The organism is Rhizobium sp. NPDC090275, from assembly GCF_044772225.1.
Taxonomy (GTDB): Bacteria; Pseudomonadota; Alphaproteobacteria; order Rhizobiales; family Rhizobiaceae; genus Rhizobium.
Genome location: NZ_JBIVYL010000001.1, coordinates 731,802 through 744,198, shown reverse-complemented (window position 1 = coordinate 744,198; position 12,397 = coordinate 731,802). Strand labels below are relative to the sequence as shown.

8 protein-coding genes are annotated in these 12,397 nt (G+C 61.8%); 1 reads left to right on the top strand and 7 read right to left on the bottom strand.

The annotated features are described in order from the left end of the window. Window positions 1-50 precede the first annotated feature (50 nt). The 5 genes from ACIQUB_RS03555 to ACIQUB_RS03535 form a co-directional block, all read right to left on the bottom strand. On the bottom strand, window positions 51-1,376 hold the full coding sequence (locus tag ACIQUB_RS03555) for a diguanylate cyclase (protein ID WP_113238885.1): 1,326 nt from the start codon (window positions 1,374-1,376) through the stop codon (window positions 51-53). 132 nt (window positions 1,377-1,508) lie between these two features. Then, window positions 1,509-2,339 carry a response regulator gene (locus ACIQUB_RS03550; RefSeq protein WP_113238880.1) on the bottom strand — a complete coding sequence of 277 codons (831 nt, stop codon included), beginning with the start codon at window positions 2,337-2,339 and terminating at the stop codon, window positions 1,509-1,511. 236 nt (window positions 2,340-2,575) lie between these two features. After that, window positions 2,576-5,116 carry a mechanosensitive ion channel family protein gene (locus tag ACIQUB_RS03545; protein ID WP_113238881.1) on the bottom strand — a complete coding sequence of 847 codons (2,541 nt, stop codon included), beginning with the start codon at window positions 5,114-5,116 and terminating at the stop codon, window positions 2,576-2,578. Between the two features lie 177 nt (window positions 5,117-5,293). Further along, on the bottom strand, window positions 5,294-6,733 hold the full coding sequence (locus tag ACIQUB_RS03540) for an MFS transporter (RefSeq protein ID WP_113238882.1): 1,440 nt from the start codon (window positions 6,731-6,733) through the stop codon (window positions 5,294-5,296). A 175-nt stretch (window positions 6,734-6,908) separates the two neighbouring features. Next, complete coding sequence (locus tag ACIQUB_RS03535; protein WP_113238886.1) at window positions 6,909-8,063, bottom strand: amidohydrolase; 1,155 nt, start codon at window positions 8,061-8,063, stop codon at window positions 6,909-6,911. Window positions 8,064-8,229: 166 nt separating this feature from the next. Here ACIQUB_RS03535 and ACIQUB_RS03530 point away from each other — a divergent pair, with 166 nt between their 5' ends. Further along, a complete protein-coding gene (locus ACIQUB_RS03530; RefSeq protein WP_113238883.1) occupies window positions 8,230-9,015 on the top strand; it encodes an IclR family transcriptional regulator in 786 nt (261 codons plus the stop codon). Here the strand turns inward: ACIQUB_RS03530 and glpK are convergent. After that, window positions 9,005-10,507 (bottom strand): glycerol kinase GlpK, encoded by a 1,503-nt coding sequence (glpK, locus tag ACIQUB_RS03525; RefSeq protein ID WP_402928681.1) that lies wholly within the window; start codon window positions 10,505-10,507, stop codon window positions 9,005-9,007. The genes ACIQUB_RS03530 and glpK overlap by 11 nt on opposite strands. A 151-nt stretch (window positions 10,508-10,658) precedes the next feature. Further along, window positions 10,659-12,383 carry an ABC transporter substrate-binding protein gene (locus tag ACIQUB_RS03520; RefSeq protein WP_047505507.1) on the bottom strand — a complete coding sequence of 575 codons (1,725 nt, stop codon included), beginning with the start codon at window positions 12,381-12,383 and terminating at the stop codon, window positions 10,659-10,661. Window positions 12,384-12,397 lie beyond the last annotated feature (14 nt).

Here is a 12,397-nt window from a genome sequence, read left to right as displayed (position 1 = left end):
ACGACAAGTGCACACGATAGCGGCCGTAAACCGCTATCGTGGATGCGACATCATTCCGCCGCGGTCGTCACCACGCGCGCGTCGGAATAGACCTGATTACGCCCATGATGCTTGGCCATGTAGAGATACTGGTCGGCGGCATTGAGATAATTCTCGAACGTCTCGTAGCCGCCGATTTCGGCGACGCCAATCGAGACGGTGACCGAAATGTCCTCGTCCTCGGCCACGATCTTCAGCGTTTGTATATCCTCGCGCACCCGGTCGCAGAGCGCCGTCGCAGCGGCTGAATCCAGTCCCGCGAATAGCATCGCGAACTCCTCGCCACCCACGCGCGACAGGAGATTGTCACTACCGATGAACTCGCCCTGCAGCCGTGTCGCAACTGCCTTCAACACCCTGTCGCCAATCTCATGGCCATACGTATCGTTCAGCCGCTTGAAGTGGTCGATGTCGAGAACGGCGACCGACGCCGGCTCCGAGTTGCGCAGGCACTCCGTGACGATCCGCGGCCCCTGGTCGTAGAAATAGCGCCTGTTGTAAAGCCCGGTCAGATAGTCGCTCGCAGCCGCTGCGCGCAGCTGTTTGATCTGCGTCAGCGTCTCGATATTGTGCGAGATGCGACACTGAAGTTCCTCGGGAACGAATGGCCGATAGACGAAATCGCTGGCGCCGGCCTTCAGAAAGCTCGCCGACAATAAGCGGTCGCCCGACGACGAAATGCCGATCACGCGGATGCGCTCGGTGCTGTAGCGATTGCGGATCCGCCTTGTCAGCTCGTATCCGTCCATATCCGGCATATGATGGTCGGTCAGAACCAGCTCGATATCGCCGTATTTTTCCAGCACTTCCAGCGCCTCGACGCCGGTTCCGGCCTGGCACACCTTGAATTGCTGCGCTTCCAGGAGTGCAACGAGCGCGCTTCGGGCAGACACCACGTCATCGACGACGAGGACACGCGTCCTGCGGTTGGAGATGGCGCGGCGCACAGCGGCGATCAGGTTGTCCAGCGCGAACTCGTTATCCTTCACGACATAATCGACGACGTTGCGCGACGCGATCCGGTTACGCACGTCGACATTGAATGATGCGGTAAAGACCACGGCCGGGATGTCATGCGCAAGGATCTGGTCAAGCGCCTCTCCATCCCGCGAGCCCGGCAGATTGAGACCGACAACCGCCATGGTGAAACCGTCAGGCGCCTCCAGAAGCGCGGCGTCCAGCGCCTTCTGAGACCCGCAATGCGTCACCGTCAGCCCAAGCTCCGTCTCGAAGCGGTGCGAAAGCACGGACGAGAACATGCGCGAATCCTCGACGAGAAGAATCGTGCGTCCCTCTCGTTGCGAGGCCTGTCTCTCACGCAGAATGTCTGATTTCATGTCGGTCACCTGCCTCGTGCGCTTTGCCTGGCGAACAAAAATCCGTCCCGCGCCGCATCCGATCAAAAGACCGAAGGCCTGCGCGAAACGAGATTTTCATAGGTTGGGTATGGAGTGCATGGATTGGCCCGCTCAGGCGCTCTTGCGCGCCGGCTGCATCGCCTGGATCTGCAGCAGCGTGTCGAGGTTCTGGTTGACCCGGCAATAGAACTCTTCGTCGATGAACGGACGCAGCATGAAGTCGTTGCCGCCGGCCTTCAGGAACCGCGCCGAAAGCAGGCGGTTGGAGGACGACGAGACGCCGATGATCCTGAGTTCGTGCGAACCGATGCTGGAACGGATGCGGCGGGTAAGCTCGAAGCCGTCGATATCGGGCATGTTGTAGTCGGTGATCATCAAGCCGATATCGCGGTTCGCCTTGAGGGTTTCGAGCGCCTTGGCGCCGCTATCAGCGGTGCTGACGCGGAAATTGTAGCGCTTCAGGCGGCTGGAGAGCAGCGCGCGCGCCGTCGGGCTGTCGTCGACGATCAGCACGTGATGACGATGGTTGGTCAGGAAGCGGCAGACGGATTCTGCGAGGAGATCGACCGCGAAGACATTGTCCTTGAGGATGTAGTCGACGATCTCCTTGGCGATCAGCTTGTCTCGCATGCCTTCCTGGAAGGTGCCGGTGAACACGATCGTCGGGATGCTGAGATCCACCAGATATTCCAATGCCTCGCCGTTTTCGGCGCCCGGCAGGTTGATGTTGGAAATGGCGAGCGTGATTTCCTGGGAGGACTTGTCGTAGCAGAGCTGCAGCTCTTCGAAGTTGCGGCAGATTTCGACCTCGATGTCGAAAAGCTCCTTCAACCGCGTGCTGATCATGGAGGTGAAGACGTTGGAGTCTTCAGCGACAACAATACGTACGTTCTCAAACATGCCACCGGAATACTGCATCCCGGAAATACCCAAAAAAGCCATTTCAAAACCCCAAGAAGAAAATCGTCTGCTTGGTTCAAATCGCTACATCAGGCTGTTTGAATAAGTATTAAACGGACCCTTTCTTGGCCGGACAAACTAGCATCAGGCCCGAACAGCGGAGCTTTCTTGGCAACATGATTAAAGGACTATTTTGAGGACTTTAATCTATAACCTAGTGACCGGTTCAAGAGGTCACGCGCGGACGAGCGCGAGCACAGAGCCCGCGCTCGCATCGACTAGCCGTCAGCCTTTCCGCGAAGGCGACGCACTCTGCCATCGTCTTCCTCGATATCGCGGCTTTCGACCTGTTCGTCCGCCACAGGCTCCGGCGCCAGGATGTCAGCATCAGGGGTGACGGTATCCGGCTGGCGATGGAACACAACGTCGCTCTGCGGCAGCGGGATCTCGATCGCCTCCTGGCGGAAGCGCTTGAGGATCGCAATCCTGAGGTCATTGCGCACCTTCAACCCGTCGCCCATGTCGCCGAGCATGAAGCGAAGCTCGAAATCGAGCGAATACGGACCGAAGCGCAGGAACTCGACATGCGGCTCCGGATTGCGCAGCACCAGCGGCACGGCATTCACCAACTCGAGCAGGATATCCATCACCTTCTGCGGATCGGAATCATAGCTCACCGAAACAGGAATTTCGGAGCGTCCCATCTTGTTGCGATGGGTCCAGTTGCCGACATTGGCGTTGATCAACTCGGAGTTCGGCACGATGATCGACTGCTTGCGGAAGGTCTCGATCTCCGTCGCACGCACCGAGATGCGCTTGACGATACCTTCGGCCGTCCCCGAGACCACATGGTCGCCGACCTTGAACGGCCGTTCGACGAGCAGGATCAGGCCGGACACGAAGTTCGACACGATGTTCTGCAAGCCGAAACCGATACCGACCGACAGTGCCGAGGCGACCAGCGCGAAACTCGACAGATCGATACCGGCAGCCGACACGCCGATCAGCGCCGCGATGCCGACGCCGAGATAGCCGATGCCCGTCTTGACCGAGTTGCGCACGCCAAGGTCGACGTGGCTGCGGGCCATGACGTTGTTATCAAGCCAGCGCTGGATCCAGCGCGTCAGGAGATAGCAACCGGCAAACAAGAGAATGCCGGTCATGATGCCGACCAGCGATATGCTGATGCCGCCGAGACGGACTTCCGTGAACAGACGGTAGGCGATCAGCTGCAGGTCCTGCACATGGAAGCCCCAGAGCAGCAGGATAAGCGGAATACCGGTCGCCAGTGCCACTCCGTAGATGCAGAAGCCGACGAGCAGCCCGACCTGATCGATCACGACAGGACCAAGCTTGAAGCGCGTCGCCAGATATTGGCCCGGCCGCGTATCGCCGAAGGTTTCCGTCCGCGAAATCGCCTTGCCCGAGAGCAGGCCGATATAGGTCGTGACGCCGATCGCGCCGGTAAAGATCAGCTGCGAGGCGATGAAGCGCGCGAAACCGACATAACCGGTCAGCGCCGCGAAGATGAGACCGCCGCCCAGTACGCGCAGCACGATCGCCAGCCCCTTCGGCCAATGCCGGCCAGGCGCATCGGGATCACGGCTCTTCGCCATCATCGGTCGCCCGAAGGATGCCGCGATCAGGATCAGGCCGATGATCAGCGCCGCGATCCAGCTGCGGACGACGGTCAGAACCAGAGGCGAGCCCATCGATTCGCTGATGCTGCCGAAGAAGAAATCGAGAGCATGAACGATCGCCATCGCCAACAGGCAGGCGCTGATCGAGCTCGCGCCACGATTGGACAGGCGGACGAGACGCCATTGCGGATCGCGCGGCGCGAACACGGCATTGGTGAAGCGCCGAACGAAGTAGATGACGCCGATCGTCGAAAACAGCGCCGCAACGACGGGCGCGATGTCGGGTCTCAGGACATTGAAGCTATCGAGGAAGAGATAGGACGTGACCAGAAGCGTCGCGAGAGACAGCGTCCTGACCAGCGTCGACCAGAAGGCAATCGACAGGCGGCTGATATAGGAGGGCGGCTCGTCGCTCTCCTTGCGCTGCAGATAGTGCCCGAAGAGCCGGTAGCTGCCTGATAGAAGGATCAGCGCTGTTGCGAGCGACATGAAGATCGCCGCCGCAAAGGCGAAGGCCTTGAACTTCAGCACGAAGCCCAGCCAGCTCGCCAGCGCCTGCTGGAATGCGCCTACTTCCTGGACGAACGCGGTGCCGGCGTCGGCAAGCACGGAGGCGGAAATGTCGCTGCGGCGAAGCAGTGTCGCGGCAAACAGCTTGCGGCGCAGTTCCGCGATCTGGTTGCTCATCCGCCCGAGCGAGGCGGTCAGCGTTTCGGCATCGCCTTGCACGACGTTGAGCTGCGCGCGCTCTGCCATCAAGGCATTCCGCTCGTTGGCGACGATCTCGGCCTCGGGCGGCTGCCCGTCCTTTGGCGGCTCGCCAAGCTCGGCCAAGCGCGCCTTGATCTGATCGAGACGCGGCGTGATACCGCCGGAAATCCCGGCAACGCCGCGATTGAGCTCATCCGCCCGCCCCGCCAGCGCCACCAGCCCGTCATCGTCGTCGACGCTCTGCTTCACGCTCTCCTGAAGTGCCGCAAAATCGGCCTTCGCTTTGGCCATATGCTTGGCGGCCTGATCGCCCGGCCCGCTGGGTGCGGCAGCGTTCTGCTCGGCGGCGGGTTGAGCGCTCTGCGCCGGCGCGGCAGGTGGCGGTGTCTGCGCATACGTTGAACCAGCGCCGGCCACGGCCAGCGAGACAAACAATAGGCTCTGAAGCAGAAAACGTGTCAGCCGCAAGGTATCCCCGCCAAGTTTGGTAGCAAGTTCGACAGTAGAACGAGCGCCCGCTTTTCATAGGAAAGAAAGGCGACAGAAAGGCGACGCGGCTCGAAGCAATCATCTCTGCCCTCGCTATCACGTCACGATCCGGGCGGCGACGTGGAAATCGGCCGCACCTGGATAACCGTCCAGGCATTACCGCTGACGCTTGTGCCCCGAAACCTCGGCGCCGGCATCATGAGGCAATTGCAGAAACCGTAGCGTCGACACAACGCCGATCGCGCCGATGACAACGAAAGCCCAGCGAAAATCGACAAGTCCGGGATCGCCAAGCCCGCGAACGGCAGCCGACACGTTGAGAACAGAAGCCGCGATCGCGACACCCAGCAACATCGACACCTGCTGCAGCATGCTCGACAAGGTCGAAGCCGAGCTTCTCTGCGCGCCGCTGATATCAGCAAAGGCAATCGTGTTCAGCGCGGTAAACTGCATGGAGCGCGACAGGCCAGTGATGAACAGCAGGGCATAAATCACCACACGCGGCGTCTCCGGCACAAGAAAGCCGCAAGCCGCGATCGTCAGCGCCGCGATCAACCCGTTGAAGAAGAGCACCGTCCGGAAGCCGAACCGGGCAAGCAACGGCGTCGTCACCGTCTTCATGCTCAGATTGCCGAGGAAATAGACCAGCAGATAGATGCCCGCTTCGATCGAGCTCAGCCCGAAGCCGAGCTGGAACAACAGGGGCAGCAAAAACGGCGGCGCGTTGATGGACGTGCGGCTTGCGGTTCCGGCCGAGAGTGTGGCGATCGCAAAGGTCTGCACCTTGAAGGACGAAAGATCAAGCAGCGGATTGTCGACCCGCATGAAATGCCGGTAGGCGATGAGAGACAGGACTATGCCGGCAACCAGCATGGCGCCGACCGGCAAGAGACCGCCATGCCATTTCGCCGACAGTTCGAGCGCTGCCAGAAGAAGCGTCAGTCCGGCGCCGCTCAGGATAAAGCCACGCACATCGAGCCGCCCGGCATCCTCCTCGCGCTGCTCGGGCACGAAACGCCAGACGAGCGCCATGCCGAGCACGCCGATCGGCAGGTTGATCAGGAAGTTCCAGTGCCAGCTTGCATAGGTGGTGATGACGCTGCCCAAAAGCGGCCCGATGACGGGGGCCGTCAGCGCCGGCCAGGTGATCAGCGCGATGGCCTGCACCAGTTCGGATTTGCGTGCGTTCTTCAGCACGATGATTCGCCCCACCGGCGTCATCAGTGCGCTGCCGGCACCCTGGACAGCGCGGGCAAGCACGAATTCGGTCAGATTCTCTGAAAGCCCGCAGAGCAGCGAGGCGACGGTGAACACGGCGATGGACGCCATGAAGACACGGCGCGCGCCGTAGCGATCGCCAAGCCATCCCGAGAGCGGAATGAATGCCGCCATGGTCAGCATGTAGACGGTGATGCCGATGCTCATCGATATCGTGGGAACACCAAAGCTCGCCGCCATCTGCGGCAACGAGGTGGTGACGATCGTGCCGTCAAGGATCTGCATGAAGAAGGATACGGCGACGACAAGCGCCACTATTTTCGAACGGCGCGCGCTGCCCGCGTCACCATCCGCCTCGACCGTCTCAACTGCTGTCATCAATCTGCCAATGTGAAATCTGGATCAAACGGCCGGCAACTGCACGTGCGGCGTGGGGCGTCGGTCGACCCGATCGTAGATAGGCCGATCGTGCCGAGCGGGAAAGGGAAAAACGACCTGCGCGGGCAATTTCCATGCGCCGGCGCACATGACATCAATCAAATCTGCGGCATCCTCAGCCGAGGATATTGGTGATCGCGCGCATGAACACGCCAGCCCCGATCGGGATCAACGCCTCGGGAAAATCATAATCCGGATTGTGCAGTTGCGGATGCGTTTCGCCCGACCCGAGGAAGAACATCGCCGACGGCGCGACGGTTCGAAACAGCCCGAAATCTTCCGAACCCTTCATCGGCAGCAGGCGGCTGTCGCTCTGATGGCTGACGCCCTCGTCATCCAGCGCCCGGCGCAACGCATCCACCACTTCCGACGAATTGAAGCACTGATGAAACACATCCTCATAGCTGATCTCGATCGTCAGCCCAGCCGCATCCGCCTCGTTCTTCGCCAGCATCTCGGCGCGCTGCACCAGGCCGGCCATCCGCTCGTCGGTCAGCGTCCTCAACGTCGCCCAGATCTCGGCCCGCCCGGGGCTGATGCCGAAGGCAGGCTCGCCGAGCCGGGCGTGGGTAACGGTCACCAGCGCGAAATCGGGACCGACAGGTGCGGCGCTGCCGAGCGCAGTGATCCCGCCAAGCAGGCTCGCCAGCGCGAATGTCGGCGCAACGCCATCCTCCGGGCAGGAGGCATGGGACGTCTTGCCGTCGAGCACGATCTTCATCCCGCGCGACGCGCAGTTGACGGGCCCTTCGCGCAGCAGCACATGGCCCAAAGGCACACCCGGAAGATTATGCAGTGAGAGCGCCATATCGGGCTTCAGCGTCGCGAACTGAGGATCGGCAAGCACCGCGGCAGCACCCGCGCCATTCTCCTCGGCCGGCTGGAACAGCAGGATCACACGCCCCTTGTTCGGCCGCTTCTGCCCCAGCGCCGTCGCAACGGCCATCAGGATCGACATATGCCCGTCGTGACCGCAAAGATGCCCCTTTCCCGGGATCGTCGACCGGTACTCCTCGTTGGAGATCTCCTCGATCGGCAATCCATCGAGCTCGCAGCGGATGAGCACCGTCGGCCCCGGAATGGCGCCGTCATAGACCGCGGCGACGCCATGTCCGCCAAGGTTCGAGACGATCCGATCAGGCTTTGCCAGAAGCAGCGCTTCCTGCACCCGGCGCGCGGTCTCGACCTCTTCGCCCGACACCTCGGGATAGCGGTGGAGCTCGCGGCGAAACGCGGTGATATGGGAAAGCTCGTCCTGCGTCAGAAACATCGGCATCATCCTGCAAATCTGCTGCATGCTATGTGCGCCTGATCTGGGTAGCAAGCCGCTTCGTGAAACGGAGAAGTTGTCTCGGATTGCCGGGATCGCCGCCGAACTTTCCCTTTTCGGCTTCGGCTTATTTGTATATGTAAAGGCATATTCACAGGAGAACAGCATGGACGCGGATGAAGCCGACCGGTACCGGGCGCCTGCCTTGGACAAGGGGCTTGATATCCTCGAGCTTCTGGCGAGCGTCGAGGAGGGGCTCACCCAGGCGGAAATCGCCAAGCGCCTCGACCGCAGCCCCAACGAATTCTACCGCATGCTCGATCGTCTCGTGCGCCGCGGCTACGTCACCAAGCTCGAGGGCGACCGCTTCACGCTGACGCTCAAGCTCTTCGGCCTTTCCCAGCTGCACGCCCCTGCCCGCCGCCTCGCCTCATTCGCCATGCCGCTGATGCGCGACCTCGCGCAGCGCACCCGCCAGGCGAACCATCTCGTGGTCTTCGACCGCGGATCCGCCGTCGTCATCGCCCAGCACGAGGCGCCGAACTACTGGGGCATCTCGATCCGTGTCGGCTCGCATATGAGCCTGCTCGAAACCGGCTCCGGCCACGTGCTGCTCGCCTTCCGCACCGATGAGGAGCGCGAGATGATGATCGCCGAGCACGCCCGCGACCCCAAGACGAAGCGGCCGGGACGGGAGTTCTACCAGCGCCTGAGCGACATCCGCGAACGCGGTTACGAGAAGATGCCGAGCGCCCAGACCGCTGGCGTCCACAACCTCTCCGCCCCGATCCTCGGCCCCGACGGCCGCGTCATCGCCGCCCTCACCTGCCCCTATATCGGCCTCGTCAATGCGCCCGACGCACCCGATATCGAGCGAACGATCGTCATGCTGCAACAGGCCGCCCGCGACCTCTCACTGTTGGCCGGATCGGACGTGAAGATCACAGGCTGAGCGGGCGGGAAAGCGTTCGAGACACGGCATCGCGCCAGCCGGCGATCTTCGCCTGTCGCTCGGTGTCCGGCATCGTCGGCAGGAACTGACGGTCGCTGTACCATGCTTTCGCGAAAGCGGCGCGCTCCGGCCAGACACCCGCCCGCGACCCGGCAAGCCATGCAGCACCGAGAGCCGTCGTCTCCTGCGCTGCCGCGCGATCCACGGGATTGGCGACGATGTCGGCGAGGCGCTGCATGGTCCAGTCAGAATTCGTCATGCCGCCATCGACCCTGAGCACTGTCCCGGTCCGACGCTCGCCCCAATCCTTGCGCATGGCCACCAGCAGGTCCAACGTCTGGTAGGCGACCGATTCAAGCGCCGCATGCGCCAGCTCCGCCGGCCCGCTGTTGCGGGTCAATCCAAAGATCGCGCCGCGCGCCTGCGAATCCCAATGGGGCGCGCCGAGACCGGTGAATGCGGGCACCATGTAGACGCGCTGCCCATGATCGGCAGCAACAGCCAAGGCGCCGCTGTCGGAGGCACGCGAAATGAGGCCGAGCCCATCGCGCAGCCATTGCACGGCAGCACCCGCAATGAAGATCGACCCTTCGAGCGCATAAGTCGTTTCGCCATCCAGCCGATAAGCGATTGTCGTCAGCATGCGGTTCGATGAGGCAACCCGATCCCGGCCGGTGTTGAGCAGCGCGAAGCAACCCGTTCCATAGGTCGATTTCATCATGCCAGGATCAAAACAGGCATTGCCGATCGTCGCTGCCTGCTGGTCTCCGGCAACGCCCAGGATCGGGATTGCCGCTCCGAGGATCGACCTGTCCGTGACCCCGAAATCATCAGCGCATTCCTTGACATCAGGCAGCAGCGGCGCCGGTATCGCGAGCACGCCCAAAAGCTCGTCGTCCCAGGTCGCATCGGTGATGTTGTAAAGCATGGTGCGCGAAGCGTTGGTCGCATCGGTCGCGTGAACCCGCCCGCCCGTCAGGTTGAAGATCAGCCAGCTGTCGATGGTGCCGAAGCAAACACCGCCCATCCTTGCACGCTCCCGCAGCCCATCGACATTGTCGAGCAGCCAGCGCAGCTTGGTGCCGGAGAAATAGGGATCGAGCAGCAGCCCTGTCTTGGCGCGAACCAGCTTCTCGTAGCCATCCGCCTTCAGGCTGTCGCAGATCTCGGCGGTGCGCCTGTCCTGCCAGACGATTGCCCTGTAAAGCGGCCTTCCGGTCCTGCGGTCCCACACAACGGTGGTTTCACGCTGATTGGTGATCCCGATCGCAACAATTGCCGAGGCCGCGATGCCCGCCTTGTCGATCGCCTGCCGCGCGGTGGCGACGACGCTCTCCCATATCTCGCAGGCATCATGTTCGACCCAGCCCGCCTGCGGATAATGCTGCCGGACGTCCATCTGCGCCGAGGCGACGATCGTCATTCCGTTGTCGAAGATGATCGCTCGCGACGACGTCGTGCCCTGATCGATCGCCAGAATGAACCCGCCCATGATCTGTTCCGACTGAATAGGAGTACCGTTCCCGCCGCTCGAACGGCAGGTTGCCAACATGGATTTGAAAATGGAGAGAGCCGGCGACAGCCTTCGCGTGCCGCCGGCATAGAGATTGGCCGGGGTTTGAAACCCCGGCCGTTGGAGCCCATTACTGGGACTGCCAGCTCTTGACCAGTTCGTCGTAGTTGACGGTGACCGGCTTTTCCTTCTCGTTCTCGATCTTCAGCTGGGGAGCGAGGTTGCCCTTGGCGACCGCGTCCTTGTTCCAGTATTCGAGATCATGCTCCTCGGCGAGCTTCGGACCGATATCGCCCTGCACCTTGGCGCGCTCCAGGCGCTGCAGGACCTTTTCCTGCTCGGCGCAAAGCGAATCCATGGCTTCCTGGGCGGTCTTGGCGCCGGAGGACGCATCGCCGACGGCCTGCCACCAGAGCTGTGCCAGCTTCGGATAGTCAGGAACGTTGGTGCCGGTCGGCGACCACTGCACGCGGGCCGGCGAGCGATAGAACTCGACCAGACCGCCGAGCTTCGGAGCGCGCTCCGTGAAGCTCTTGTCGCGAATGGTGGATTCGCGGATGAAGGTGAGACCGACATGGCTCTTCTTCACGTCCACCGTCTTCGAGGTCACGAACTGCGCATAGAGCCATGCGGCCTTGGCGCGGTCGTCAGGCGTCGACTTCATCAGCGTCCAGGAACCGACGTCCTGATAGCCGAGCTTCATTCCGTCCTTCCAGTAGACGCCATGCGGGCTTGGTGCCATGCGCCATTTCGGCGTGCCGTCCTCGTTGACGACAGGCAGGCCCGGCTTGACGGCATCGGCCGTAAAAGCGGTGTACCAGAAGATCTGCTGCGCCACTTCGCCCTGCGCCGGCACGGGGCCGGATTCGGAGAAGTTCATGCCCTGCGCTGCCGGCGGTGCATAGGCCTTCAACCAATCCAGATACTTCTGGATCGAATAGACGGCAGCCGGACCGTTGGTATCGCCGCCGCGCGCGACGCATGAGCCGACGGGACGCGAGTTCTCGTCGACCTTGATGCCCCATTCGTCGACGGGAAGACCGTTCGGAAGGCCCTTGTCACCGTTGCCGGCCATCGACAGCCATGCGTCGGTGAAGCGCCAGCCGAGCGACGGGTCCTTCTTGCCGTAGTCCATATGGCCGAAGACCTTCTTGCCGTTCACTTCGCGACCGGTGAAGAACTCGGCGATATCCTCATAAGCCGACCAGTTGACCGGAACGCCGAGGTCGTAGCCGTACTTCGCCTTGAAGTCCGCCTTGTTCTTTTCGTCGTTGAACCAGTCGTAGCGGAACCAGTAGAGGTTCGCGAACTGCTGGTCGGGAAGCTGGTAGAGCTTCTTGTCCGGCGCGGTCGTGAACTTGGTGCCGATGAAGTCGTTGATGTCGAGTCCCGGGTTGGTGACATCCTTACCTTCGTTGGCCATCCAGTCGGTCAGCGAGCGGGCCTGCTGGTAGCGCCAATGGGTGCCGATCAGGTCGCTATCGTTGACGTAGGCGTCGTAGATGTTTTCGCCCGACTGCATCTGCGTCTGCAGCTTTTCGACGACGTCACCCTCGCCGATCAGGTCGTGGGTGATCTTGATGCCGGTGATGGCGGTGAACGCCGGCGCCAGCACCTTCGATTCATATTCATGCGTCGTCAGCGTTTCGGAAACGACCTTGATATCCATGCCGGCGAAGGGTTTCGCGGCATCGATGAACCACTGCATTTCCTTTTCCTGGTCGGCGCGCGAAAGCGACGAGAGTTCGCCGACTTCCTTGTCCAGGAATGATTTCGCCTCGTCCATGCCGGCATAGGCGGAACCCGCCATGGCCAGCAAGATGCCTGCTGTTGTCGCTAGTAGATGCCGTCGCATGATATCCTCCCAAG